The 24,706-nt window shown below is 69.9% G+C and carries 24 protein-coding genes and 1 pseudogene; 15 read left to right on the forward strand and 10 right to left on the reverse strand.

The window, feature by feature from the left end; genetic code table 11:
• The first annotated feature begins 101 nt into the window (after positions 1 to 101).
• Entirely contained in the window at positions 102 to 1,280 is a 1,179-nt protein-coding gene (locus tag OOJ98_RS26620) for a cytochrome P450 (RefSeq protein ID WP_267057563.1), read from the forward strand.
• Here the strand turns inward: OOJ98_RS26620 and OOJ98_RS26625 are convergent.
• Positions 1,277 to 1,732, reverse strand: a complete 456-nt coding sequence (locus tag OOJ98_RS26625; RefSeq protein ID WP_267057564.1) for a nuclear transport factor 2 family protein — start codon at positions 1,730 to 1,732, stop codon at positions 1,277 to 1,279. The two genes, OOJ98_RS26620 and OOJ98_RS26625, sit on opposite strands and share 4 nt — an antisense overlap.
• A gap of 77 nt (positions 1,733 to 1,809) precedes the next feature.
• On the reverse strand, positions 1,810 to 2,865 hold the full coding sequence (locus OOJ98_RS26630; RefSeq protein WP_267057565.1) for an ABC transporter substrate-binding protein: 1,056 nt from the start codon (positions 2,863 to 2,865) through the stop codon (positions 1,810 to 1,812).
• 84 nt (positions 2,866 to 2,949) lie between these two features.
• Here OOJ98_RS26630 and OOJ98_RS26635 point away from each other — a divergent pair.
• The 6 genes and pseudogenes from OOJ98_RS26635 to OOJ98_RS26660 all read left to right on the forward strand — a co-directional run.
• Positions 2,950 to 3,341, forward strand: a pseudogene (locus OOJ98_RS26635) (hypothetical protein); the annotation flags it as partial.
• Complete coding sequence (locus OOJ98_RS26640) at positions 3,334 to 3,540, forward strand: hypothetical protein (protein WP_267057566.1); 207 nt, start codon at positions 3,334 to 3,336, stop codon at positions 3,538 to 3,540. The pseudogene OOJ98_RS26635 and the gene OOJ98_RS26640, both read left to right, overlap by 8 nt.
• Positions 3,541 to 3,589: 49 nt before the next feature.
• The gene (locus OOJ98_RS26645; RefSeq protein WP_267057567.1) at positions 3,590 to 3,883 is read left to right on the forward strand and encodes a hypothetical protein; all 294 of its coding nucleotides are present in this window, start codon (positions 3,590 to 3,592) and stop codon (positions 3,881 to 3,883) included.
• Between the two features lie 219 nt (positions 3,884 to 4,102).
• Entirely contained in the window at positions 4,103 to 5,572 is a 1,470-nt protein-coding gene (locus OOJ98_RS26650; RefSeq protein WP_267057568.1) for an aldehyde dehydrogenase family protein, read from the forward strand.
• 131 nt (positions 5,573 to 5,703) lie between these two features.
• Positions 5,704 to 7,287: an APC family permease gene (locus OOJ98_RS26655; protein ID WP_267057569.1), complete on the forward strand. Its 1,584-nt coding sequence runs from the start codon at positions 5,704 to 5,706 to the stop codon at positions 7,285 to 7,287.
• A gap of 87 nt (positions 7,288 to 7,374) precedes the next feature.
• Positions 7,375 to 8,928 (forward strand): GMC family oxidoreductase, encoded by a 1,554-nt coding sequence (locus tag OOJ98_RS26660; protein WP_267057570.1) that lies wholly within the window; start codon positions 7,375 to 7,377, stop codon positions 8,926 to 8,928.
• A gap of 1 nt (position 8,929) precedes the next feature.
• Here the strand turns inward: OOJ98_RS26660 and OOJ98_RS34865 are convergent, their stop codons facing one another.
• The 4 genes from OOJ98_RS34865 to OOJ98_RS26680 all read right to left on the reverse strand — a co-directional run bounded on the left by OOJ98_RS34865 (position 8,930) and on the right by OOJ98_RS26680 (position 13,693).
• Positions 8,930 to 9,280 carry an alpha/beta fold hydrolase gene (locus OOJ98_RS34865; RefSeq protein ID WP_323177940.1) on the reverse strand — a complete coding sequence of 117 codons (351 nt, stop codon included), beginning with the start codon at positions 9,278 to 9,280 and terminating at the stop codon, positions 8,930 to 8,932.
• 45 nt (positions 9,281 to 9,325) lie between these two features.
• Positions 9,326 to 12,163, reverse strand: a complete 2,838-nt coding sequence (locus OOJ98_RS26670) for an SUMF1/EgtB/PvdO family nonheme iron enzyme (RefSeq protein ID WP_267057571.1) — start codon at positions 12,161 to 12,163, stop codon at positions 9,326 to 9,328.
• 113 nt (positions 12,164 to 12,276) lie between these two features.
• Positions 12,277 to 13,044, reverse strand: coding sequence for an SDR family NAD(P)-dependent oxidoreductase (locus OOJ98_RS26675; RefSeq protein ID WP_267057572.1), 768 nt, complete (start codon positions 13,042 to 13,044; stop codon positions 12,277 to 12,279).
• 34 nt (positions 13,045 to 13,078) lie between these two features.
• The gene (locus OOJ98_RS26680) at positions 13,079 to 13,693 is read right to left on the reverse strand and encodes a Type 1 glutamine amidotransferase-like domain-containing protein (RefSeq protein WP_267057573.1); all 615 of its coding nucleotides are present in this window, start codon (positions 13,691 to 13,693) and stop codon (positions 13,079 to 13,081) included.
• A gap of 280 nt (positions 13,694 to 13,973) precedes the next feature.
• Here OOJ98_RS26680 and OOJ98_RS26685 point away from each other — a divergent pair, with 280 nt between their 5' ends.
• Positions 13,974 to 14,528 carry a dTDP-4-dehydrorhamnose 3,5-epimerase family protein gene (locus tag OOJ98_RS26685; RefSeq protein ID WP_267057574.1) on the forward strand — a complete coding sequence of 185 codons (555 nt, stop codon included), beginning with the start codon at positions 13,974 to 13,976 and terminating at the stop codon, positions 14,526 to 14,528.
• Positions 14,525 to 15,793 carry a class I SAM-dependent methyltransferase gene (locus OOJ98_RS26690; RefSeq protein WP_267057575.1) on the forward strand — a complete coding sequence of 423 codons (1,269 nt, stop codon included), beginning with the start codon at positions 14,525 to 14,527 and terminating at the stop codon, positions 15,791 to 15,793. Before OOJ98_RS26685 ends, OOJ98_RS26690 begins: the two co-directional genes overlap by 4 nt.
• Here the strand turns inward: OOJ98_RS26690 and OOJ98_RS26695 are convergent.
• The gene (locus OOJ98_RS26695) at positions 15,778 to 16,242 is read right to left on the reverse strand and encodes a hypothetical protein (protein ID WP_267057576.1); all 465 of its coding nucleotides are present in this window, start codon (positions 16,240 to 16,242) and stop codon (positions 15,778 to 15,780) included. The two genes, OOJ98_RS26690 and OOJ98_RS26695, sit on opposite strands and share 16 nt — an antisense overlap.
• A gap of 224 nt (positions 16,243 to 16,466) precedes the next feature.
• Here OOJ98_RS26695 and OOJ98_RS26700 point away from each other — a divergent pair, with 224 nt between their 5' ends.
• From OOJ98_RS26700 to OOJ98_RS26725, 6 genes are all read left to right on the forward strand, one after another.
• Positions 16,467 to 16,973: a VOC family protein gene (locus tag OOJ98_RS26700; RefSeq protein ID WP_267057577.1), complete on the forward strand. Its 507-nt coding sequence runs from the start codon at positions 16,467 to 16,469 to the stop codon at positions 16,971 to 16,973.
• Between the two features lie 73 nt (positions 16,974 to 17,046).
• On the forward strand, positions 17,047 to 17,796 hold the full coding sequence (locus OOJ98_RS26705; RefSeq protein WP_267057578.1) for an SDR family NAD(P)-dependent oxidoreductase: 750 nt from the start codon (positions 17,047 to 17,049) through the stop codon (positions 17,794 to 17,796).
• The gene (locus tag OOJ98_RS26710; protein ID WP_267057579.1) at positions 17,793 to 18,584 is read left to right on the forward strand and encodes a hypothetical protein; all 792 of its coding nucleotides are present in this window, start codon (positions 17,793 to 17,795) and stop codon (positions 18,582 to 18,584) included. Before OOJ98_RS26705 ends, OOJ98_RS26710 begins: the two co-directional genes overlap by 4 nt.
• Positions 18,565 to 19,341 (forward strand): SDR family NAD(P)-dependent oxidoreductase, encoded by a 777-nt coding sequence (locus OOJ98_RS26715; protein ID WP_267057580.1) that lies wholly within the window; start codon positions 18,565 to 18,567, stop codon positions 19,339 to 19,341. Before OOJ98_RS26710 ends, OOJ98_RS26715 begins: the two co-directional genes overlap by 20 nt.
• A gap of 18 nt (positions 19,342 to 19,359) precedes the next feature.
• Positions 19,360 to 20,433, forward strand: coding sequence for a CDP-glucose 4,6-dehydratase (rfbG, locus tag OOJ98_RS26720; protein ID WP_267057581.1), 1,074 nt, complete (start codon positions 19,360 to 19,362; stop codon positions 20,431 to 20,433).
• Entirely contained in the window at positions 20,388 to 21,563 is a 1,176-nt protein-coding gene (locus OOJ98_RS26725; protein WP_267057582.1) for a DegT/DnrJ/EryC1/StrS aminotransferase family protein, read from the forward strand. Before rfbG ends, OOJ98_RS26725 begins: the two co-directional genes overlap by 46 nt.
• 6 nt (positions 21,564 to 21,569) lie before the next feature.
• On the opposite strand, the gene OOJ98_RS26730 is transcribed toward OOJ98_RS26725, so the two are convergent.
• The 3 genes from OOJ98_RS26730 to guaD all read right to left on the reverse strand — a co-directional run bounded on the left by OOJ98_RS26730 (position 21,570) and on the right by guaD (position 24,584).
• Positions 21,570 to 22,265, reverse strand: coding sequence for a sugar phosphate nucleotidyltransferase (locus OOJ98_RS26730; protein WP_267057583.1), 696 nt, complete (start codon positions 22,263 to 22,265; stop codon positions 21,570 to 21,572).
• Positions 22,266 to 22,360: 95 nt separating this feature from the next.
• Positions 22,361 to 22,858, reverse strand: coding sequence for an NUDIX domain-containing protein (locus OOJ98_RS26735; protein ID WP_267057584.1), 498 nt, complete (start codon positions 22,856 to 22,858; stop codon positions 22,361 to 22,363).
• A gap of 124 nt (positions 22,859 to 22,982) precedes the next feature.
• On the reverse strand, positions 22,983 to 24,584 hold the full coding sequence (gene guaD, locus OOJ98_RS26740; RefSeq protein WP_267057585.1) for a guanine deaminase: 1,602 nt from the start codon (positions 24,582 to 24,584) through the stop codon (positions 22,983 to 22,985).
• Between the last annotated feature and the right edge of the window lie 122 nt (positions 24,585 to 24,706).

Consider the following 24,706-nt stretch of genomic DNA (forward strand, 5'->3'; position numbering starts at 1 on the left):
CAGGGCCAGCGCCGGGAGGACGAGGTCACCTTCCGCCCCGCCGAGCCCTGTCGGGCGTGTCGCTGACGGGTCTCGGTCAGGACCGGCCCGAGCCTGGCAGGGTGACCGATCCGACGCACGACCCGCAGTTCCTCCGCGACCCCTACCCCGCCTACGCCGCGCTGCGCGCCGCGTGTCCCGTGCAGCCCCTGGCGACCGGCGCGGGCGCCCGCGCCGGCTACCTGGTCACCGGCTACGCGGAGGCGCGGGAAGCGCTCGCCGACCTCCGCCTCTCCAAGGACACGGCGGCGTTCTTCGCGGGCAGGGAGTCACGGCGCCGGCTGCACCCGGCGGTGGCACACACCATGCTGGCCACCGACCCGCCCCGGCACACCCGGCTGCGCAAGCTGGTGACCAAGGCGTTCACCACCGGGGCCGTCGCCCGGATGCGTCCGTTCATCGCCCGGGTCACCGACGAGCTGCTCGACCGCCTGCCCACCGGTGAGCAGGTCGATCTCGTCGCCGCCCTCGCGGTCCCGCTGCCCGTCGTCGTGATCTGCGAGCTGCTCGGCGTGCCGGAGGCGGAGCGGCCCGCCGTTCAGCGCTGGTCCGGCGAGCTGTTCGCCGCGGGCAACCCCGAACTCATCGACGCGGCCTCGCACTCCATGGCGGCGTACATGGCCCGACTCATCGCGGACAAGCGCTCCCGTCCGGGCCGTTCGCTCCTCGACGACCTCGTCGCGGCACGCGACGGCGACGACCGGCTCAGCGAGGAGGAACTGGTCTCCCTCGGGGTGCTCCTCCTGATCGCCGGGCACGAGACCACCACCAACTTCCTGGGCAACGCGGTCCTCGCCCTGCTCCGCCACCCCGAGGTCCTCGACCACCTGCGCGACGACCTCGACCGCGTGCCGGCCGCCCTCGACGAGCTGCTCCGGTTCGATTCCCCGGTCGGCACGGCGACCTTCCGGTACGCGACCGAGGACCTCACCCTGGGCGGCGTCGGGATCCCGGCGGGGGCCCCGGTGACCGTCGCCCTCGGCGCGGCCAACCGGGACCCGGAGCGATTCCCCTCGCCGGACCGGCTCACCCCGGACCGGGACGCCGCGGCCCACCTCGCCTTCGGACACGGCATCCACCGATGCGTCGGCGCCCCACTGGCCAGGGCGGAGGCCGAGATCGTGCTGCGGGCGCTCCTCACCCGCTTCCCCCGTCTCCGTCTCGCCGTACCGCCCGGCCAACTCCAGTGGCGCCACACCCGGTTGGTCCGCGGCCTGACGACGCTGCCCGTCCTGACCTAGCGGCGGGTCCGCGGGTCGGCGGGTGCCGGGAGCGGGCCGGGGTCCGCGGCCGGTCCCTCGGTCAGCGCGTCACCATGCCGGTGGGCCACGCGCCACGCGCCGTTCTCCCTGCGGTACACCTGGGTCGCCCGCAGGGTGTAGACGCCCGGCTTGCCGTCCATGGTCACGGAGACGTGCTCGTAGCCGGCCGTGTACGCCATGTCTCCCACCACGTCGCACGACTGCAGCTCGAACACGAGCGAGGTGCAGTCGGAGAACCGCGCGCCCAGCGCCACGAAGAGTTCACCGACCGCTTCCTGGCCGAAGACGTTGCGCCACGCACCCAGGACGCTCACGGGTTCGTTGCGCGACCAGAGCGCCCGGCGCGGACCCGGGTCCCCGTTGTGCAGCGCGATCTCCGCGTCGTGCAACTCGGTGTTGACCCACGCGAGGAACGCGTCACGTTCGGTCATGTATTCATCATGCGCCCGCGGGTCGGGGGCCGCCCACTCGTGACCCCGGTACCCGTAGGGTCGCTCGCCGCACGGTCTCAGCCGGTGTGGAGCACGCGGAAACGGGCGGGGTCGGCCGGGTCCCGGTCGGCGACCTGCACCGGGGCCCAGGCCCACTGCCACACGCCGATGCCGGGCACCCGGGAGAACCGGATCTCACCGCGCGTGCCCTCGACGGCGACATCCGGCCACGCGCCGGCCGCGCCGCGGGTGCGCAGGGCGTCGGCGAGCACGAGGATCGCGTCGTACCCCTCGAACGCGACGAAGGACGGCGCCCGGCCCAGGCCGTCGCGCAGGGCCGACCCGACGCGCCTGCCGAGCGGGGTCGGCCGCTCGGGAAGGTAGCGCAGGAACGGGATCGCGGCACCGTCGGCCCCCAGCAGCTCCGCCCATCCGGGCAGCTCCGGCTGTCCGGCAGGAGCGCCGATCAGGAGACCGGCGAGCCGCGGGTCGCGGCGTACGGACGTGACGATCGGGGCGGCCGGCTCCGGGTGTCCGACCAGCAGCAGGAGCGCGCTCGCCCGGTGCTCGACCAGTGCGGCGCACAGCGCCTCGGGGGAGAGGGCGCTCATGTCGAGCTCGACGACGGTGGCGCCGTGCGGAGCGAGATGGTCCCGCAGGATGCGGGTGCCGGACGCCCAGTAGAGGCTCGGCTGGGTCGCCACGGCGACGCGGCGGTGGCCCGCGGCGAGGAGGAAGTCGCCGTAGACGCGCCAGCCGTGGGACTGCGCGGGTGCGAGCCGCGCGACCGAGTCGGTCGGCTGCCCGGTGAGCGCGTCGAGCACCGCCGACGAGCAGAGGTAGGGCACGCCGAGGGCGTGGGCCCGCTCGGCGGCGGCCCGTGCGGCGACGCTGTGGAACTCGCCCGTCACCGCGGCGACTTCGAGCCCGGCGAGTTCCTCCACGGCCGCGGCGGCCCGGTCCGGATCGGCCGCCGTGTCCCGGACCTCCAGCCGTAGCGGTCGCCCCGCGACACCCCCGCTCGCGTTGACGTCACGCACCGCCAACTCAAGCCCCGCGAGCAGGTGGTGACCCGCCTCGACCCAGCCGGGCCGGGAGAGCGGAACGAGAGCGCCGATCGTGTGGATCACCATGCGGGCCATTGCACCGCCGCCCGGAGCGCCGAGCAAGGGAATATCGGGAGGCAGCGATGTGACCTCGGTCCGCGTCTGCTGACTTCAGGCCTGATCGGCGAGGCGGACCGGGCGGGCGACGCGGAGTACGGGCGGGCGGTCCGGCGCTTCGTCGCCGAGGAACTGAACCACGCCCGGCTCCTCGCCCGCCTGCCGGCCGCCGGCGGCCGGCCCGCCCTGGCCGGGCACGGGAGCGACGCGGTCTTCGTACGGCTGCGGCGCCTGCTGGGTCTGCGCTCGGAACTGCTGGTGCTGATGACCGCGACCACGGCCGGGCCCTGCGCCGGCTCGATGTGCGGCGCCGCCGGTTCCTGGTGGACGTCATGACCTCGTCCGACGCGGTGGTCTCCGCCGTGCCGGCACCCCGTTCACCGTCGCCGGAAGGGGGTACTCCGCACTCGACGGAGTACGAGATCCACGGGAGGCCCCATGGCTGAGCAGACAAGGAACGACACCGGCAACCGCTTCTGCAAGGCGTGCGGCACGCCGGCCGAGGACGGCAGGCTGTGCAAGCACTGCGGGGCGGCGCTCCGCCTGCCCGCCGACGAGGGGCTGGCCGACGACCAGGGCGCCGCGGCCCGGCGCACCTTCGCGGAGCGGGACGACAGCCAGGGGACCGGACAGCCGGGCCAATAAGGGCAGATCCGGCATAGTGAACGGCGCGCGCGGGGGTACACGGGGCGGCATGGCATCCAAGACCGAACTCGTCGTGTCCCTGCGGGCCGTGCGGCAACTGCGCCAGGTCCGTGCCTTCTACGCCCTCGGGCTCGCCCTGTGGGCCGCGTCCACCGCCTGGACGGCGTGGCAGTCGCCCGGCAGCCGGCAGATGTGGGTGTCGGTCCTGCTCCTGGCCCTCTTCAGCGGCCTCCTGGGTCTGGCGTCCCTGTGGCTCCAGCGCCTCCAGGCCGGCGGCTCGTCGCGCGTCGCCCATCACGCCGCCCCGCGCGGGCGCACCGCACCGGGCCACGCGCACGCCTGAACCCACCTCCGGGCACGTGAACCACCTCCGGGCAGGTGCCCCCGGTCCGGCCACGAGGGGTGTCCCCGGGGCGCGCGGCACCGGTACCGGTCGCCGTGCGCCCCGGTCCGGGCCGTGTTACGTCTGGCAGGCCAACCGTCCGTCGTGAAGACGGGCCGTGCCGCACCGGACGGCATCCGCATGCCGGCCGTGCCGTGGGGCCTGACCTGGAGGATTGCCATGCCCGAGCTGTTCATCGCCGGCCGGTGGACGGCGGCTGCGGAAGGGCACACGCGGGAGATCAGGTGCCCCGCCGACGGCACCCTGGTCGCCCAGGTGGACGAAGCCGGCCCGCAGGACGCGGCCGCCGCCGTCGCCGCCGCCCGCGACGCGTTCGACCGGGGCCCGTGGCCGCGTACCGCCGTCATGGACCGGGCCGCGCTGCTGCTCCGCGTCGCCGACCTCCTCGTACGCGACCGAGCGGGCTTCGCCCGCGCGGAGTCGCTCGACACGGGCAAGCGCCTGGTCGAGTCGGAGTACGACATGGACGACATCGCGAACTGCTTCCGCTACTTCGGCAACCTCGTCGCGGCCGGCGGCGGCGACCGCATCGTCGACACCGGCACGCCCACGGTCGACAGCCGCGTCGTCCACGAGCCGGTCGGGGTCTGCTCCCTGATCACCCCCTGGAACTACCCGCTGCTGCAGACCGCGTGGAAGGTCGCGCCCGCGCTCGGCGCGGGCAACACGTTCGTCCTCAAGCCGAGCGAGCTGACGCCGCACACCGCCATCATGCTGATGAGGCTCCTCCAGGAAGCCGGCCTGCCGGACGGCGCGGCCAACCTGGTCCTCGGCTCCGGAGCCGCCGTCGGCGCGCCGCTGACCACGGACGAGCGCGTCGATCTGGTCTCCTTCACCGGCGGCCTCGCCACCGGCCGGGGCATCATGGCCGCCGCCGCACCCACCGTGAAGAAGATCGCCCTCGAACTCGGCGGCAAGAACCCCAACATCGTCTTCGCCGACGCCGACTTCGACACCGCCGTCGACTACGCGCTCATGGCCGTCTTCCTCCACTCGGGGCAGGTCTGCTCGGCCGGCGCCCGCCTCCTGGTCGAGGACGAGCTGCACGACCGCTTCGTCGACGAACTCGCCGCACGGGCCGGGCGGATCCGCATGGGCGGCCCCTTCGACGAGCACGCCCGTACCGGCCCCCTCATCTCGGCCGCGCACCGCGACAAGGTCGAGGCGTACGTCGCCGCGGGTGTCGCCGAAGGGGCCGTCCTGAGGCTCGGCGGCGCCAGGCCCGACGACCCGGCGCTTGCGAACGGCTTCTACTACCCGCCGACCATCCTCGACGAGTGCACCCCGCAGATGTCCGTCGTGCAGGACGAGTCGTTCGGCCCGGTGGTGACGGTCGAGCGGTTCCGCGGCGAGGCCGAGGCGCTGGCCCTCGCCAACGACACCGTCTACGGCCTCGCGGGCGCCGTGTGGACGACGGACGAGGGCCGGGCGCACCGGGTCGCCGCGGGCCTCCGGGTCGGCACGGTCTGGATCAACGACTTCCACCCCTATGTGCCGCAGGCCGAATGGGGCGGCATGAAGCAGTCCGGAGTCGGCCGCGAACTGGGCCCCGCCGGACTCGCCGAATACACCGAGGCCAAGCACGTCTGGCGCAACACCGCGGCCGAACCGCAGCGCTGGTTCGACTGACCACGGCGCCGGCCCGGCCGGCCCGCCCCATGACCTCGGCGCCGGCCCCGGCCGGCCACCCCCAGGGTCCGACCACCCACCATCTGCCACCGCGCTGTGCCCCCTGCCCGTACGCAACGAGGAGACCCGTCATGGCGGACAGCCCGCCCGGACCGGACCAACCGGGACCGGACCAACCGGCCAACCACGCGTCCTCCGACCAGGACGCGGCCCTCACCGAGCTCGGCTACAAGCCCGGCCTCAAGCGGACGCTCGGCAACTTCCACACCTTCGCGGCCGGCATCAGCTACATCTCCATCCTGACCGGCACCTTCCAGCTGTTCTACTTCGGCGTCAGCTTCGGCGGACCCGCCTACTGGTGGTCCTGGCCGATGGTCTTCCTCGGCCAGCTGATGGTGGCCCTGTGCTTCTGCGAACTCGCCGCCCGCTTCCCCGTCGCCGGGTCCGTCTACAACTGGTCGAAGCATTCCGGCGGCCCCCACGTCGGCTGGCTCGCGGGCTGGATGATGACGGTCGCGACGATGGTGTCGCTCGCCGCCGTGGCCCTCGCCTACCAGCTGACGCTCCCTCAGATCTCCAGCTTCTTCCAGGTCATCGGCGACGGCACGGGCAAGTACGACAAGGCCGCCAACGCGGTGCTGCTCGGCACGATCCTGATCCTCTTCACCACCCTCGTGAACGCCTTCGGTGTCAAGCTGATGGCCACCATCAACTCGGCGGGCGTCTTCATCGAACTCGTCGCGGCCGTCGTCCTCGTCATCCTGCTCGCCGCACACATCACCCGCGGCCCGAGCGCCATCGTGCAGACCGAGGGCTACGGGCAGGGGCAGTCGCTCGGCTACCTCGGCGCGTTCCTGACCGCCTCGCTCGCGTCGGCGTACGTCATGTACGGCTTCGACACGGCCTCCTCGCTCGGCGAGGAGTCCATCGACCCCGCACGCAACGCACCGCGCGCCATCCTGCGCGCCCTCGTCGCCTCCTTCCTCCTCGGCGGCCTGATCCTGCTGTTCGCGCTGCTCGCCGCCCCGGACCTGCACGCGAAAGAGCTGTCCGTGGACGGCCTGCAGTACGTGGTGAAGGCCGCCCTCGGCCACACCATCGGCGTGGTCGTGCTGTGGTGCGTCGTCATCGCCATCACGGTGTGCGCGCTCTCCGTACAGACGGCGGGACTGCGCCTCGCGTTCGCGATGGCCCGCGACAACAACCTGCCGGGCGGCTCGAAACTCGCGCGGCTCAGCCCCCGGTTCCAGACCCCCGTGCTCGCCACGTGTCTGATCGGGATCGTGGCCATCGTCATCCTGGTCGTCAACATCAACCAGCCGCAGATCTTCTCCGTGGTCACCAGCATCGCCATCGTGATGATCTACATCGCCTATCTGCTGGTGACGCTCCCGCTGCTGATCCAGCGGCTGCGCGGCCGCTGGACGACGTCCCCCGGCCGCTTCTCGCTCGGCCGCCTCGGCATCCCCATCAACATCCTGGCCGTGGTGTGGGGCGCCGCCATGACCGTCAACCTGCTGTGGCCGCGCGCCGCCGTCTACAACGCGACCGGGCCGCAGCACTGGTACCTGCGCTGGGGCGGCGTCCTGTTCGTCGGCGTCGTCGGGATCGGCGGCTTCCTCTACTACTGGTTCGTCCAGCGCAAGCAGACCGGAGTACTCGCCGAGCACTCCGCCGGAGGCCCCTCGGAACCCATGGCCCACGGCGCACCGTAGGAGCACACCCACCGGGGATACGCAGCCCGACCCACGACCCACGACCGAGAACCCACGACCCAGGCTTACGCAGGCGAAGGAGCAGACGTGGACGAGTTCGACTATGTGGTGGTCGGCGGCGGCACCGCCGGCTGCGTCGTCGCCGCCCGGCTGAGTGAGGACCCGTCCGTCACGGTCTGCCTCCTGGAAGCGGGGCCGAGCGATGTCGGCGACGACAACGTCCTGCGCCTGGAGCGCTGGATGGGCCTTCTGGAGTCCGGCTACGACTGGGACTACCCCGTCGAACCGCAGGAGCACGGCAACAGCTACATGCGGCACGCCCGCGCCCGCGTACTCGGCGGCTGCTCCTCGCACAACTCGTGCATCGCCTTCTGGGCGCCCGCCGAGGACCTCGACGCCTGGGAGGCGGCGGGCTGTTCGGGCTGGGGCGCGGCCGACGCCTTCCCGCTCTACCGGCGCCTGGAGACCAACGGCGACCCCGGCGATCACCACGGCCGTACGGGACCGGTGAAGATCCGCACCGTCCAGCCCAACGACCCGTGCGGGACCGCCCTGTTGGAGGCGTGCGCACAGGCTTCCATCCCCACCACCGCCTTCAACACCGGTACGACGGTGCTGCGCGGCGCCGGCTGGTTCCAGATCAACTCCGACGAGAACAACATGCGCCAGTCGGCCTCGGTCGCCTATCTGCACCCCGTGCTCGGCAACCGCCCCAACCTGGAGGTGCGTACCGGAGTCCGCGCCAAGCACCTGCTGATCGACGCCGACCGGCGCTGCACGGGCGCCGCCTATCTCGATCCGGACCTGGTCCACTCCCGTACCGTCACCGCACGCCGCGAGACGATCGTCAGCTGCGGTGCGATCGACACGCCGAAGCTGCTGATGCTGTCGGGCATCGGACCCGCCGGCCATCTGCGGGACGTGGGCGTCGACGTGGTCGTGGACGCGCCCGGTGTGGGGGAGAACCTCCAGGACCACCCGGAGGGCGTCATCATGTGGGAGGCCAAGCGGCCCATGGTGACCTCCTCCCAGCAGTGGTGGGAGATCGGCATCTTCGTCGACACCCAGCCGGGCCTCGACCGGCCCGACCTGATGTTCCACTACGGCTCGATGCCGTTCGACATGAACACCTACCGGCGCGGATACCCGACGAGCGAGAACGCGTTCTGCCTCACCCCCAACGTCACCCGCGCCCGCTCCCGCGGCACCGTACGGCTGCGCACCCGCGACTTCCGCGACAAGCCGCGCGTCGACCCGCGGTACTTCACGGACGAGCACGACGTGCGGGTGATGACGTACGGCCTGCGCCTGGCCCGCGAGATCGCCGCGCAGCCGGCCCTCGCCCCGTGGGCCGGCGCCGAACTCGCCCCGGGCCCCGGCGTCCGCACCGACGACGAGCTGCTCGACTACATCGCGACGACGCACAACACGGTCTACCACCCGTCCTGCACGGTGAAGATGGGCGCGGACAACGACCCGACCGCGCCCCTCGACGCCCGCCTGCGCGTCAAGGGAATCCAGGGCCTCCGCGTCGCCGACGGCTCGGCGATGCCGGACCTGGTCACCGTCAACCCGTGCATCACGACGATGATGATCGGAGAGAAGTGCGCGGACATGCTGAAGGAGGACGCCGGGAGATGAGTCAGTCCACCCGTACGGCGTGGACCGCGGTGAAGGCCAGCAGGGGAGCGGCGGTACGCGGCGGATCCTCCAGCAGGGGTGAGTGTCCGAGACCGGGCAGCAGCTCGACCCTCGCGCCCGGGACGGCCCGGTAGTCGGCGGCGGACGAGGACCGCCACCTGCGGTCGTCCTCGCCGAAGATGACCAGGAGCGGATTGCCGAGGGCCGTCAACCGTAGGCCCCCGCAGCCCCGCGACCCGCGCGCCGCCCGGAGGCGAGCCGGCCACCATGGTGAACGGTGCCGCGGCCACCCGCGCCGGGCGGGCCCGCCGGCCCGCCCCGGACAGGGCCCTTCCCGCACAGGGTCTCCCACCGGCGATGCGGCCCGCGCTCGACCCCGCCGCAGGAGCCGTCGTCATCACTCCGGCCGCTCCGCCACGACCACGCGGAACCCCTGGTCGTAGTCGAAGAAGTCAGGTGGGTGGCGCCCGCGGTAGGCGCACCGTCCGTAGAGCTGCGGGTCGATCCAGGAGCTGCCCCGCACGACGCGATAGCCGTGGCCGTTCTCGTCCTCGCGCCCGTCGGCCGGATCGTACGGATAGGGGCGGTGCAGGCTGTGGGTCCACTCCCACACGTTCCCGGCCATGTCGGCACAGCCGAACGGAGACCGGGTCACCGCATAGGTCCCGACCGGGGTCGGCCCGAGGACCCTGCCCTCACGCGTGTTCGCGAACCGGGAGTCGCCCTTCCGCCCCCAGGGATAGGCGGGTGAACCGAAACCCTTCGCCGCGTGCTCCCACTCGGCCTCGGACGCGAGCCGGACGGCATGGCCGCGGGCCAGGCGGCCGGCCAGCTTCAGTTGCACGGTGAGCCAGGCGCAGTAAGCCATCGCCTCGTACCAAGTCACGCCCACCACGGGGTGGTTGGCCCGGCCGTACCGCTCGTCCTCCCAGAAGGCAGGGCGGGTTCGCGACCTTCGTGCGTAGTAGTCCTCCAGTTCGTCGATCGCCCGCTGGTCGGATTCCGAGACGAGGGCCCGCCAGCCCGCGATCTCCTTGGACGCGCCCGGCGTCTGCTGCCAGCGCGCCACGGTGCTGGGATCGACGCTGAGATGGCGGCGCAGATTGAGGAATTCCGCTTCCGGTCCGCCTCCGGGGTTCTCGCCCCGCAGCCAGGCGCGGCCCGCCTCCGTCCAGCAGCCGGACTTCCGGTAGCCGTCGTCCTCCACGAACCGGCGGTACTCGCCGTTCGTCACCGGATGGACGCCGATCCGGTAGGCCGTCAGACGGACGAGGTGCCGGGGCTCCTCCTCCTTTCCGAAGCCGTGCCCCTCACGCGCGAGCTGTCGGGTGACCCGTCCTGTGCTGCCGTTCCGGGCCTTGCCGCCGGGGACCTCGACGAGCCGGCCCAGACACACGGGCCGGTCGTCGACCGTCAGTTGTTCGAACCGTCCGTCGCCCAGCTCGCCGAGCACGTTTCCCGCCATGATCCGGGCTCTGAGGTGCACGGCGGGATCGGACATCTCCCGCTGCAGGTCCGCCACCAGGAGCGAGCGCAAGGAGTCGGTGGTCGCGACGCCTGCCTCCAGTACGCACCGGGCAGCCAGGACCGGGTTGACACCGCGGACCGACTCGATGAACGCGGTGGCGTCCTGCGCCAGGCCGGCCGCGAGGATGGTCGTCTCCTCCCACCCGCTCGAAGGCGGCGGAGGCAGGGGCTCATTGGGTCCGAGTGGTCCGGCATCGGGCATGTCCACGGCCAGCCGGGCGACGGCCACCTGCGGCGTCAAGTCCTGCCCCGACCGCCAGCGGCGCAGCATCTCCCGCGCGGCCATGGCCTCCTGGAGCAGGTGATGGTAGAAGAAGATCTCCTCTTCGCCCTCGGCTCCGGCGTGGGATTCGAGCAGGCTTGTCGCCAGGCCGAGTTGGATTATCACGTCGGACGGTGTGTAGCCGCTGTCCGGCGGGGCGTCCACCTGGTGCCTGAGCAGCTGTGCCATGGCGGAGTAGGAGAGTTTCGTGCCCTCGCCGCTGGCCAGCATGGACCACGCCAATTGCGCCAACGCCGTGAACAGCACGGTCTGTGGAGGCCAATCGGCGTGGCCCTTGCTGGACTCCCTTCGGAACAGCACCTCGATGAAGTTGGTGAACAGCAGCGCGCGATTGGTGGGCAGGTCCCCCTCGAAGAGGTAGATCGCGGTGAGCATGGTGAGGAGATAGGGGTTCCGCGCCAGACTGACGAGGTTGTCGCGCCCCGCCGTGATCCGCGTCCAGAAGGATTCGGCGGATTCGTCGCCCAGGTACTGCTCCAGGAAGAGTCGGATCCGGGCGTCGTCCAGGGGGTCGATCTCCACCTGCTGGACTCCCAGCGGCTCGGAGTAGTCGCGTTGTCGGCACGAGAAGATGAACTGGTTCTCGGGCCACCGGTTGACGAAGTCCCGCCATGCGCGGATCTTGCCGCGGAACTCCTGGTCGCCGGTCCGAGGCATCTCGTTGAGGGAGTCGACCAGGAGAAGGAGCTCCCCGCGCGCCAGCAGGTCGTGCACGGACACGGAGTCGCCCAGCCGCTGTCGCGCCTGGTCCGCCACGAAGGCGTACGGGTCCGTGTAGTCGCGGTAGTCGGCCAGGGTGACGAGCAGCGGCAGCCGGCCCGCACCCGTGCGCAGACGTGTCTCGGCCGCCTCCAGCGCCAGTTTGCACAGCACCGTGGTCTTCCCGGCGCCGGGTTCCCCGAGGACGACGAAGGTGTTGTAACGGCGGGCCACCGTGGAGATGTCGGGCACCCGCTCGCGGAAGACGCGCCGCTCCGCCCCCTCGCCACGGGCGTGGAGGATGCTGAACTCCGGGTGCACCTCCAGCATTCCGGACGGATCCTGTACGACCGTCAGGGTGCCGGAGAGCGGCACGAACTGGGTGCCCCAGCGGCGCAGCACCGGACTGACGATCATGGATGCCAGGTAGGACGCCTGGTTGCGGGCGACCATGGAGGAGAGGGCCATGGCCGCTTCGAGCGACACCGTCGCGCCGGTGCCCTCGCTCGCGAGCGACATCGTCCGCCGGCCCTCGCCCTCCGCGAAGCGGATCGACGTGCCGGGCTGTTGGAGCATGTGGACCATGCCGTCGAGGGCCTGCTCCAACTGGGCCTGGGAGTAGCCCGACAGCACGATGATCTGGTCTCGTCCGATGAAGGTGCCGGAGCTCACGTCGCCGTGAACCACCGCGCCGCCTTCCGTGGAGACCGACTCGGGCTCGAACATGATCGCGCAATCCTCTGTGAGGGGACGTACCGCTCGTTCGGCCGGGCCGCCGGAGCGGAAGCCCGCTGCCTGTAGATGTGCCACCGTTCGGTGTCGCTGTAAAGGGGGTGTGCTCAGCCCGAGCGCGACACGAAGTCGGTGCGGCCCCCGTCCACGGTCAGGGCCTGTGCGGTCACGAAACTCGCCTCGTCGCTGGCGAGGAACAGAATGGCGTTGGCCACCTCGTCCGGCCTGCCGGGCCGTTGAAGGATCGTGCGGCCCACGGTGCCCGCTGTCGTGGCGCGTGTGCGGTCGCCGTCCATCATGTCGGTGGCGATCAGACCGGGGCACACGGCGTTGACGGTGACCGCGGGGCCGAGTTCGAGGGCCAGTCGCTTGGTCAGCGCGATGAGCGCCGCTTTGGTGAGGGAATACGGAGTGTTGTCCGCCGTGGCCATCCCGAGTCCCGCCACCGATGCGACGTTCACGATGCGGCCGTAGCCGTGGCGAAGCATCAACCCGGCCGCGGCCTGCGCGCACTGGAGGGAGCCTTTGAGATTCACCGACCAGAGACCGTCCAGGAGTGGTTCGTCCATGGTCAGGCCCCGTCCCGGTGCCCAGACGCCGGCGTTGTTGACGAGGATGTCGAGCCTGCCGAACCGTTCCTCGACGGCACCGAACATGGACGACACCTCGGCGGCCCGTGCGACGTCGGCCGCCATGACCGTCGCCCGGCCCCCGGACCGCGTCACCTCATCGGCGGCCCCGCGTGCGGCAGCCTCGTCCCGGACGTAGTTGACGATCACCTCGGCACCTTCACGGGCGAATGCCAGCACCGTCGCCCGGCCGATGCCCCGCGAACCTCCGGTGATCAGAGCCACCCTGCCGGCCAGGCGGTTCACCACAGCCGCCCTCGGGCCTGGGGGTCCGGGGGCTTCATCCGTCGATCCGCCACTGATCGCCGTCGACGGTCAGGAATTCGTGGTCGCGGACGAGGACGAACCTCGGGCCCGCCACGTACAGCTCGGCCAGGGCCGTCTTGTACTCCTCGACGAACTCCTCGTTGCCGTAGTGGACGAGCGGGACGAAGTCGATGAGCCCGAGACCGTCGTACGAGTCGAGTTCCGGAGCCTCCTTCGGGTCGTCCATCATCTTGATGGGTTCGATGGTGGGGCCCAGGATGACCGAACCCGCGCTCGATCCGATATACGGCGTGCCGTCGTCGATGAACTCGCGGAGCATGGTGTCGAATCCGCTCCGGCGTGCCTCCTGCAGCAGGTGGAAGGTGTTGCCTCCGCCGACGAAGATGACGTCCGCATGCCGGAGAGCCCCGCGGAGGTCCTCCTGGCGCGTGGTGGCGATGTCGACATCGGTGACATGGAAACCGAGGTCCCTGAGCTTCGCACGGTCGTTCTCGGTGCCCTCTTTGGTGCGGGAGGGATTGGAGGCCGTGGGGATGAAGGCCACCTTCAGTTCGTGCGGGTCACGGTTCAGGTGGACCACGATCTGGTCCATTACCTCGCAGGCGATCGAGGTGAGGAACAACGGCATTACGGGGAATCCCTCTCTCTGCGGCCGGAGGCGAGCTGCGGCTCCGACGGGCATGGATATTACGGCCACGAGTTCCGGTTCCAGAGGCATCGTCGCCCGTGCGAGTGGCTGTGACCGTGAGTTCCGTACCGGGTCCGCTCATTGGTGTACGCGTGCTGTCCGGACTACCGTAAGAGTATCGCCCCATGCCCTCAACAGCGTTCCACAGCAAGCAATATGACGATGCGTCAGCCATGTTGCCCGCTTGTCAGTGGCATCGGGTGGATGCTTTCATCGGGGGGTGTTGGTCTTCCGTCGCACGGAGCTGGACGGCCTCGTGGAAATAACGCGGACTCCACGGGAGGACGCACGGGGCAGATTCGCGCGGATCTTCGACAGTCAAGACCTGCTCACCGTCGGCTGGCACTGGCCGGTTCAACAGGTGAATTTCTCGCAGACCTCCGGAGCGGGAACCGTCCGGGGCCTCCACTACCAGATGCCACCCAGCGCGGAGGCCAAGCTCGTCACCTGCGTCCGGGGTGAGATCTGGGACGTTGCCGTGGACATCCGCACCGGGTCGCCGACGTTCCTCGGATGGTGCGCGCGGACCCTCGGCGGAGCCGGGCTGAACAGCATGCTCGTACCGCCGGGCTTCGCGCACGGGTTCCAGGCGCTGTCCGACGACGTGTCCGTGCTGTACCTCCACAGCGCCGCGTACGCGCCCCAGGACGAACGCGGACTCCATGCGCAGGACGAGCGCCTCGGTGTGACGTGGCCGTTGCCGGTCCGTCGGCTGTCGGAACGGGACAGCTCGTTTCCCTCCCTCGATCGCCGATTCACCGGAGTGACGCCATGAAGTGCAGGTCCTGTGCGTCCGCGTTGGGTGAACCGGTCCTCGACCTGGGCTTCGCGCCGCCGTCCAACGCGTACCTGTCGGCGGCCCGGCTCAGTGAGCCGGAGGTTCATCTGCCGCTACGCGCCCGCTTCTGTACCGCGTGCACCCTGCTCCAGCTGGAGGAACAGGCCGATCCTCGGTCGCTCTTCACCCCCGACTACGCCTACCGGTCGGGAACGTCCCGGTCCTGGCTCGCACATGTGGAGGCGTTCGCCCGTTCGGCCATCGAGCGACTGCGCCTGGACCCGCGGTCGCGGGTGGTGGAGATCGGATGCAACGACGGGCATCTGCTCGAGATCTTCGCCGCACGCGGGATCCCCACGCTCGGGATCGAACCGGCAGTCGAGGCCGCCCGGACCGCACGAGCGGCCGGACTGGACGTCATCGACGCGTTCTTCTCGGCGCGCCTCGCGGCCGGTATCGCGAACCGGCGGGGCCGTGCCGATCTGGTCGTCGCCAACAACGTCTTCGCGCATGTGCCGGACATCAACGGCTTCGCCGAGGGGCTCGCCGCCGTCACGAAGCCGCAGGGCGTGGTGACCCTGGAGTTTCCGCACGTACTCAGCCTGCTGCGCCATGCTCAGTTCGACACGATCTACCACGAGCACTTCTCGTACCTGTCACTCAGGTCCGCGCGCCATGTACTGGAGGGAGCCGGGCTTGAGATCTTCGACGTGGAACAGCTGACCACGCACGGCGGGAGCCTGCGTATCCACGCGCAACATCACGGTGCGGGCCGGCCCCTCGCGCCGGGCGTGCACCAACTCGTCCGGACGGAGACCGAGGCAGGCCTCGCGGAGCGCGCGACCTACACACAACTCCAGCGCAGAGCCGAGACGATCAAGGACGATCTCCTGCGTTTCCTGCTCGACGCGAGACGCCGAGGAGCACGGGTCTGCGCATACGGTGCCGCGGCGAAGGGCAATACGCTGCTGAACTTCGCCGGTGTGCACCCCGACCTGTTGCCCGTCGTCTATGACGCGGCTCCCTCGAAGCAGGGCCAATACCTGCCGGGGAGTCACATACCGATCGAGCCGGCCTCATCCCTGGACGCCGGTGACTGGGACTACGTCCTCATTCTGCCCTGGAATCTGGCGGACGAAGTCATCGCCCAGCTGACGGCGCCGGCCACGGCCGGGACGACATTCGTCGTGGCGGTGCCCGAACTCACGCTGCTGAGGGCGCCGGATTCCCGGACCAGGTACGAGGCTCAGCGGAACAACTGAGCCGCCCAGTCGATGAGTTGACGCGCACCCTCGGTGAGACCCGTCAGTGAGGTGACCGTGCCGGCCATTCTCCCGAGCAACTGGCCGATCGAGTCGACCTTGTGAATGATCAGGTCCGTGTCCGGTTCGTCTTCCTGAGTCTGTGAGGTGACGGTCTCGACGTCTTCGATGACGGATTGCTTGAGACCGGGGCTCAGTTCTGCGTGCTGCAGCTGGTCCACGAAGTCCGCCAGCGCCTGCTGGAACCCGGCGACGGAGAGGTCGTCCGAGCCTTCGGCTGCTCCCGCGCCTGCCGCGCCGACGGACAGACGCTCCACCGATCCGTGAACGACGGACTTGACGCTGTCCTTGCCCACGAAGTCACCCCCGGCGGTGTCGACATTGCCGCCCACATAAGCCCCGCCACCGGTGTTCAGCCGTTGGGGCCGCTGCCGATCGTCCGACGCCACGGTGGCTCCCTCCGCAGTTTCTGGATAAGCGCCGAAGTCTAGGGCCGGAGCATCCCGCTCGGCGACGCCGCGACAGTCGTAGATGCCCCCCGCCAGTCAACGGAGGCGCGGCTGCGCCCGGCCCCCGACGCGGTGCCGCATCCCGGGCCATCGACAGGGCCCAGGGCCTCCGTTAGCCTGACGAAGGCTGGGCGAGTGACTGTCATGCTCATGGGGGAGAGCCCGTGGTGGTACAGCAACCGAGCGAACAGCCGGCTCCTAGGGTGGTGGCACCGCACCACATCGGCATCCACGTCACGTCCATCGACGCGGCTCTCCCGTTCTTCGTGGACGTCCTCGGACTGGACGTCGCTTTCCGATGGTCACCCCGCGCGCCTTATCTCGGGACGCTGCTGGCCGATCCCGGGTACGAGATGGAGGCGGTCGTACTGCGCGTCCCCGGTTCCACGTTCGCGGTGGAGCTCGTGCACTTCGGACATGTCTCCGTCCAGGCCGCGGACGCCCGCAGAGCGGCGCCGGGCACGGCTCACCTCGCCCTCGCCGTGTCCGACATCGACGCCATGTGCCGACGGGTCAGGGAAGCCGGATACGAGCTGCTGTCCGATCCGGTCGTGCCGACCATCGGCCCCATCTGCGGCGGCAAGGTCACGCTCGCCCTCGGACCTGACGGCGTACGGGTGGAACTCATCGAGTCCCCGCACTGGTTGCACGACACCGGCCACCTGCCCTGACGGCCGTCGCGGCACTCGACAGCCTGGCGTGCGGCCCCATCCCAGGCGCGCGGTCAACACGGGAGGATACCGAGTGGAGACTCAGGACCGAGTGGTCATCACGGGCGCGGCTTCGGGCATCGGGCGCGCCGGCGCCCTCCTGTTCGCCGAGCGGGGAGCCGCCGTCGTCCTGCTCGACCGCGAGCCGGCCGGTGCGGCCGTCGCTGCGGAGATACGCGAGCGCGGGGGTGACGCCGTGTTCGCCGGATGCGACGTCTCCGACGCCGAGAGCGTCAAGGACGCCTTCGGCGCAGTCGTTCCGCCGGGAACACGCCTGTCCGGACTCTGGAGCAACGCCGGCGTGGCCCACTACCAGGGGCTGGCGGAGACCTCCGTGGAGACCTGGAACGCGATCCTCGGCACCAATCTGACGGCCGCGTTCCTCGTCACACGTGCGGCGCTTCCCTTCCTCGACCGCGGCGCTTCGATCCTGTTCACCGGGTCCATCTCCTCGTTGCGCGGCGCGGAGAACTTCGCCGCCTACTGCGCCAGCAAGGGAGGCCTCATGATGTTCGCCAAAGCGCTCGCGCTGGAGTTGGCTCCGCAGGGAATCCGGGTGAACGTGATCGCCCCCGGTGCGGTGGACACGCCCATGCAGCACGCCGACATGCTGGCCAGGCCGGTCCCCTACGCGGCAGCCGTCGAGGCCGAGCTGGCTGCCCACCCGCTGGGAAGGTACGCCTCACCCCGTGAGGTGGCCGAGTCGGCGTACTTCCTCATGTCCCCCGCCTCTTCCTTCACCACCGGGGCGACGCTCCTGGTCGACGGGGGTTTCAGCGCGTGACGGCCGACCGGTATGCGGTGCGCGTGCTGGAGTTCGGCCGGGCTGATGTGCGGGGACCGGAGGTGTTCTGGATGCGCCACTGGGACGCGTGGGTCACCCTCTCCTTCTCGGTCGTGCTGATCCGCAACGCCTCCCGCTGCATGCTCGTGAACGCGGGGATGTCACGCGCCGATCCCGAGCTGGACCGGCTGTGGGAGCAGTACTCGGGCCATCCCCGAGCGAGGATGCGGCTCGGCACCTCCGTCCGGGATCAGCTCCGTGCCCTCGGAATCGGTCCGGAAGCCGTCACCGACGTGATCCTGTCCCCGTTCCAGGCCTACTCCCTCTCGGACGTACGGGAGTTCCCCCGTGCCACGGTGCACCTGCTGCGCTCGGGATGGGCCGAGTTCCTCGCGCCCTCGCACTCTCATGTGGTCGACCAGACGCAGGCACATGAGCTGTCCGTGCCCAGAGATGTCGTGGAGTACGTATTGTTCGACGCCCGGAACCGGGTCCACCTCCTCGACGACCAGGACGTGATCGCGCCCGGTGTCACATCGGTCGCCGTCGGCGTCCACCACCCCGAATCCCTGGCCGTCACCATCAGCACACGGAACGGGCCGGTGGTCTGGACCGACGGCATCTTCCATCACGAGAACTTCAGCAGGCGCACGCCGCTGGGACTCACCCGGTCCTTGGCCGAATCCTCCCGACTCCAGGAGTTCCTGGAGAACTCCGGCGCCGCCGTCCTGCCCGCGTACGACGCGACTCTCACGGAACGGCACGCCCATGGCGTCGTGGCGGAGTGAGCCCGGGGGCGACTGCGGCACGCACGGCCTCGGCGGCAGACGGGCGATCGTGACGGGAGCCGGAAGCGGCATCGGGGCCGCGGTCGCCCAGCTGCTCGTGGAGCGGGGCGCCGCGGTCTGCGTCGTCGACCGCAGCCTGCGCCATCTGGAGCCCTGGGGGAACGCACCGGTCGTACGGGTGGCCGAGGACCTTTCGGCCGTTCCGTCCGCGAGCCGAGTGGTGGAGGCGGCCGAGCGGGAACTGGGCGGCATCGACATCCTGGTCCACGCCGCAGGCGTCCTCAAGCGCACCCCGTTCTTCGAAGTCGACGTGGACGACTGGGAGTTGCATCTCCGCACCAATCTCAGAAGCACGTTCTTCCTTGCGCAGGAGTGCGCCCGGGTCATGCGTCGTCAGGGGAGCGGCGGCCGTATCGTCGCCCTGGCCTCCGACGCCTGGTGGACGGGCGGATACGACGGCTCCCTGGCCTACGCCGCGAGCAAGGGAGGCGTAGTGACGCTTGTACGCGGGATCGCGCGCGAGCTCGCGCCTCTGCGCATCACGGTCAACGCGATCGTGCCGGGACTCGTGGACACCGAGATGCTGCGCGGTCAGCTTTCTCCGGACGGACTCGCACGGCAGACCGCGGCCGTCCCCTGGCAGCGCCTGGCCGACCCCTCGGAGATCGCCCAAGTCGTGGCGTTCGTGGTCTCCGGCGCGGCCGAGTACATGACAGGAGCGGTGCTCAACGTGAGCGGCGGGCTGCTGACGTACTGACGAATGCTGGGGGCGCGTATGCGTATCGGGCTGTTGAGCGAGGAGTTCTGGGCCGGAAAGCGGGTCTTCGTCACCGGGCACACCGGCTTCAAGGGGAGCTGGCTCGTCGTCCTGCTCGACCGGCTCGGGGCGGAGACGACGGGATACAGCCTGCCCACGGTGGGCGATCCGAGCCTCTTCTCGGCAGCGGGCGTGGGTGACATCTGCCGGGACCTCCGCGGAGATGTGCGGGACCTCCGCGCGCTGCAGCGGGCTGTGGAGGACGCGCGGCCCGAGATTGTCGTGCACCTGGCGGCCCAGGCCATCGTCGGGCGCGGGCTCGCGGATCCGTTCGGCACTATGTCGCACAACGTGCTGGGAACTGCGGCGCTGCTGGAGGCCGTGCGGCGCTGCGGTTCCGCGACCGCCGTCGTGGTGGCGACCACGGACAAGGTCTACCGCAACCGGGGCCGCGGCAACGGCCACGGGGAGTCCGACCCGCTCGGCGGGAACGAGCCGTACGGGGTGAGCAAGGCATGCGCCGAACTCGTCACGGAGTGCTACCGAGAGGCCTTCCTGAACCCGGCCGGCATCCGCGTCGCGAGTGCCCGCGCGGGGAACGTGGTGGGTGGCGGCGACTGGGGTGAACACCGGCTCGTTCCGGACATCGTCCGGGCATGGGAGGCGGGAAAGCCGGTCCTCGTACGCAATCCCCGTCATGTGCGCCCCTGGCAGTACGTGCTCGACGTCCTCGCGGGCTATCTCACGCTCGCCGAACGGCTATGCCGGGGAGAGGCCCAGGACGGCCCCTACAACTTCGGTCCGCGCGCCGGCGACGCCATCGACGTGGCCTCGGTGGTGGCCCGCGCCCGGACCCTGTATCCACGAGGGGAGGCGGTACTCGGCAGCGGTGACAACGCCGCGCACGAATCGGACTGGTTGACGATCGACCCGTCGAAGGCCCGTCGAGAGCTGGGTTTCGTCAACAGGTTCGGCATCGACGAAGCCCTTCGGGAGACGTTCCGCTGGTACCGGCTCGTCGACGAGGGGCAGGAGCCGCTGGCCGTGTGCCGGGACATGATCACGGCGTACGGGAGCGGCGGTGCGGCATGACGCGGCGCGACGCGATTCCCTACACCCGCCCCTCGATCACCGACCTGGAGATCGGCTACGTCCTGGACGCCGCGACGCACGGGTGGGGTGACCATTGCTACGACTACATCCGGCGGTTCGAAGGGGCCTTCGCCGACCATGTGGGTGTTCCGTGTGCCGTCAGCACCTCAAGCGCGACCGGCGCCCTCCATCTGGGCCTGGCGGCTCTCGGGATCGGGCCGGGCGACGAGGTCATCGCCCCGGACATCACGTGGATAGCGTCCGTCGCGCCTGCCGTCCATCTCGGCGCGACGATCCGGTTCGCCGACATCGATCCGGTGACCTGGTGTCTCACCCCGGAGTCCGTCGAATCGCGCCTGACGGACAGGACCCGTGCCGTGATCGCCGTGCACCTGTACGGCAACCCCTGTGACGTCGTGGGGCTGGCGGAGCTGTGCACGAGGCGGGGTGTCGCGTTGGTCGAGGACGCCGCCGAGGGCCTCGGGACGTCGGTCGACGGCCGACGGGCCGGCAGCATCGGCCGGTTCTCGGTCTTCTCGTTCCACGGAACGAAGACACTCACGACCGGGGAGGGCGGCATGCTCGTCACGCGGGACACGGACCTCGCCGGTGCGGTGCGCGTCCTCAACAACCATGGACGGGCGCCGGGGCGGGCGGCGGACTTCGTGCCGGACAGGATCGGTCACAAGTACCGGATGTCCAATCTTCAGGCGGCACTCGGCCTCGGCCAGACGGAGCGGCTCGATGAACTGATCCAGCGGAAGACACAGATCCTCGAGCTCTACCGCGAGCGTCTGGAAGGGCTCCCCTCGGTGCGTCTGAACACGTGCCGGCAGCAGGACAGGCTCGGAGCCTGGATGCCGACTGCTGAATGCGTCGAGCCCGGAGGTGTCCGCGGCCGCCATCTGCGGGACGTGTTCCTCCAGGCGGGCATCGATGCCCGCCTAGTCTTCCCGAGCCTCTCGGCGCTGCCCATGTTCAGGCAGACTCCGGACGCCTGCCCCCATGCCCGCGCCTTCGCCGGGCGCGCCGTCAACCTGCCGAGCTACCACGACATGTCGACGGCCGAGATCGACCGTGTGTGCGCGACGCTGGAGAAGGCGATCACCGGACACGGGCGCCGGAGTTGAGCGGGATCACCATGTTCGCCATGGCGCTCCTCCGTGCCAGAGCCTGTTCAGCAGTTCCATGTCCGCCGTCGTGTCCATCGGATGCCAGAAGCCGTCGTGCCGGTAAGCCGCCAACTGCCCACTGGCGGCCAGCTTGGGCAGTACTTCCTGTTCCAGGCTGGTCTCGTCGCCCGCCACGAGGTCGAGGACGCTCCTGTTGAGCACCATGAACCCGCCGTTGACCCACATCGACCGGAGCGTGGTCTTCTCCTCGAAGCTGGTGACCGCGCTTCCGGACAGGGCGACGGTGCCGAAACGCGAGGGAGGATGTACGGCGGTGATGGTCGCCTGGGGCCGTCGACTGAGGTGGAGATCGATGACGTCCGTCAACGGCACGTCGCTGAGGCCGTCGGCATAGGTGAGACAGAAGGTCTCCGGCAGCCGGTCGGCGAGCCGCAGAAGCCTCCCCGCGGTATTGGTGCTTTGACCGGTGTCCACCACGTCCACCGTCCCGTCGCCGGAGAACGTCTGGCTCAATTGCTCGTGGCGGTAGCCGCCCGCGATCACGACATGGGAGATGCCCGCCGCTTCGTAGGCTTTGAGGATGTGCCACAGGATGGGCCGGCCGCCGATCGTCACGAGTGGCTTGGGCCGGGAATCGGTCAGCCTGCCCAGGCGGCTTCCGCGCCCTCCCGCGAGAACTATCAGCGACAACGGCTCCACGGGCGATACATCCTTAGATCAGCCTGATTCGGACGTGTGTCAAGCCGTGCGGCAGATCTGTACCGGAGCCAGCATAGAAAGCGCGGCCCGAACTCTCAACGGTGCTCAACGGCAACGGCCATGACGACAGGCCGGAAGTCGACGCTGCTCGCGACCTTCAGCGTGGGGAGGGCGTCCAACGGCACCCAGCGAGCCAGATCCGCGTCCTGGCGCTCCCTTTCGTCGAAGCCCTCGGTGCTCAGGCTTCCGCCGGTCACCGCTGCGGTGACATAGAACATCAGGCACTGGTAGGCCGCTCGTGCGGCCGGATCGCCCGGGGCCCACACGAAGAAGGACTCCCGGACCGTCACGACGGGACCGGGGACGACCCGCAGGCCGGTCTCTTCCGCGACTTCCCGGACGGCCGCCGCCGCGAGCGACTCGCCCAACTCGACCCCGCCGCCCGGCAGATCGAACCCCCTGTCCTTCTGCGGGACGAGCAGGACGGCGTTCTGCCGCAGGAGCACGGCGTAGACGCTCGGCCGCCACGAGAGCTCAGCCAAGGGGATGTCGTGAGGAAAGCCGTCGATGTCGGTCGCTTGCACAGCCGTCATGCGGTCAGCATGCCAAGTCCCCTGCGCCTGCGCCTAGTAGCGCTTCGGCAGGAACTGCAGCCGACTGCCGGCAGGGGGCTGCGCAGTGCTCCTGCCGACGGATCTTCAGCAGGGCACTGCATGATCACTCGGACGGCGGGCCGGCGGGTCCCGCCGCGTGAATCCAGCGCTCCCTCGCATAGGCCTGCTGCTCGTAGGCGAGCCGGCCCATGATGTAGGTCGCCTTGACGACTCGGTCGTCGGCCAGGGTCATCAGCACGAAGAGCTTCTCGTGCCACTGGTCCAGCAGGCTGCGCTCGTCGCCGTTGACATCCCTCGGATCGACGCTTTCGATCCGCCGCTTGATCACCGGGGTGGCCGCCAGATCGAGGACCACGAAGTCCGCTTCGTTGCCGGGGCGGAACGAGCCGATACCGGGCCCGCCCAGTCCCTTGTTGTTCTCGTACGGCTTGTCCAGGTAGAGCGCCCGAGCCCCGCCCAGGGTCGCGAGGTAGAAGGCGCGCCAGGCGGTCAGCTTCGGGTAGGGGTTCGTCCAGCCTTCCGGCCGGGGCGCACACGTCGGCGGGTTGAATTCCTCGGGGACGTGGTTCAGTGCCTCGATCGCCTGCGCCTTGTACGCCGCGCCGAGTGTGTGCAGGATCGAGTAGTTGGTGCCTCCACCGCAGTCGGTGCCCATGCCGACCCGGATTCCCTTGTCGATCGCGTCCACAAGGTTGTGCACACCGCTGCCGAGGAAGAAATTGGACGTCGGGCAGTGAGCGATGGTCGCACCGCCCTTGGCGATCAGCTCCCGGTCGTCGCCATTGATGGAGACGCAGTGGGCGTAGAGGGCCCGCTCCCGCAGCAGCCCGAACTTTCCGTACGCCTCGGTGTAGGTGCCCACGTCGAACTTCCGGCGGGCAATGGACTCTTCTTCCAGGTTCTCCGAAAGGTGCGTCTGCAACCACAGCGGCTTGCCCCGCTCGTCATACTCGTCCATCAGATCCGAGCACATCTGCAGCATGGAATCGCTGCAGGTCATCGCGAACCGCGGAGTTACCGCATACAGAAGTCGGCCCTTCCCGTGCCACTTCTCGATCAGGTCGACATTCTGCCGGCGGGCGTCGGCGACGCTCCTGTCGAACTGGTTCTCCGGCAGCACCACGTTCTGGGGCGGCTGGTCCTGCACGACCTTGCCCGTGAGCATGCGCATATTGCGCTTCAGGGCCTCCTGGAAGAAGCCCTCCGCCGACTGCCAGGGCGTGCTCGACAGGACGAGGCCGGTGGTGGTGCCCGCGCTGAGCAGCGTGTCCAGGAAGAACCGGGCGATCTCCCTGGCGTGGTCGAGATCCTCGAACTTCGCCTCGGCGGGCCAGATGTACTTCTCCAGCCACTGGAGGACCTGGTCTCCGTATCCTGCGATCGCGTCCATCTGCACATAGTGGATGTGGGTGTCGATGAACCCGGGCGTTATCAGACAGCCCCGGTAGTCTTCGAGCCGACCGGAATCCAGCCAGTGCCCGTGCTCGAACTCCGACCACTCGCCCGTGAATTCGACGATGCCGTCGGCGGATACCACCAAGATGCCGTCGGGGAAGAACCGCATTTTCGCATCGGGGCCGATGGTTTTCGGCTCCAGGGACTGCCCTGGGTCTTCGATGAAATCAAGGATCGCGGCGCGGTAAGCCTTCCGAGTGCCTGCATGCGCACCATGCGGCTTCGGTTCGTGCGGGGCGTTCTTCGTCATACTCGCTTCTTCCTTCCGAGCGGTTTCGACGGAATCCCTCCGGGCGGACGACCAGCGCGACCGGGGCGTTCAAACGCCGGATGCGGATGATGGCACTGAGGAGTAGACAGCCAAGCCAGGGG

The organism is Streptomyces sp. NBC_00083, from assembly GCF_026343295.1.
Taxonomy (GTDB): Bacteria; Actinomycetota; Actinomycetes; order Streptomycetales; family Streptomycetaceae; genus Streptomyces.

Bases quoted from the DNA above. Each gene is read 5' to 3' on its own strand.
- OOJ98_RS26625 (WP_267057564.1), bottom strand. From the start codon at position 1,732: ATGACCGAACGTGACGCGTTCCTCGCGTGGGTCAACACCGAGTTGCAC.
- OOJ98_RS26630 (WP_267057565.1), bottom strand. From the start codon at position 2,865: ATGGTGATCCACACGATCGGCGCTCTCGTTCCGCTCTCCCGGCCCGGC.
- OOJ98_RS26640 (WP_267057566.1), top strand. From the start codon at position 3,334: ATGGCTGAGCAGACAAGGAACGACACCGGCAACCGCTTCTGCAAGGCG.
- OOJ98_RS26645 (WP_267057567.1), top strand. From the start codon at position 3,590: ATGGCATCCAAGACCGAACTCGTCGTGTCCCTGCGGGCCGTGCGGCAA.
- OOJ98_RS26650 (WP_267057568.1), top strand. From the start codon at position 4,103: ATGCCCGAGCTGTTCATCGCCGGCCGGTGGACGGCGGCTGCGGAAGGG.
- OOJ98_RS26655 (WP_267057569.1), top strand. From the start codon at position 5,704: ATGGCGGACAGCCCGCCCGGACCGGACCAACCGGGACCGGACCAACCG.
- OOJ98_RS26670 (WP_267057571.1), bottom strand. From the start codon at position 12,163: ATGTTCGAGCCCGAGTCGGTCTCCACGGAAGGCGGCGCGGTGGTTCAC.
- OOJ98_RS26680 (WP_267057573.1), bottom strand. From the start codon at position 13,693: ATGCCGTTGTTCCTCACCTCGATCGCCTGCGAGGTAATGGACCAGATC.
- OOJ98_RS26690 (WP_267057575.1), top strand. From the start codon at position 14,525: ATGAAGTGCAGGTCCTGTGCGTCCGCGTTGGGTGAACCGGTCCTCGAC.
- OOJ98_RS26715 (WP_267057580.1), top strand. From the start codon at position 18,565: ATGGCGTCGTGGCGGAGTGAGCCCGGGGGCGACTGCGGCACGCACGGC.
- rfbG (WP_267057581.1), top strand. From the start codon at position 19,360: ATGCGTATCGGGCTGTTGAGCGAGGAGTTCTGGGCCGGAAAGCGGGTC.
- OOJ98_RS26735 (WP_267057584.1), bottom strand. From the start codon at position 22,858: ATGACGGCTGTGCAAGCGACCGACATCGACGGCTTTCCTCACGACATC.
- guaD (WP_267057585.1), bottom strand. From the start codon at position 24,584: ATGACGAAGAACGCCCCGCACGAACCGAAGCCGCATGGTGCGCATGCA.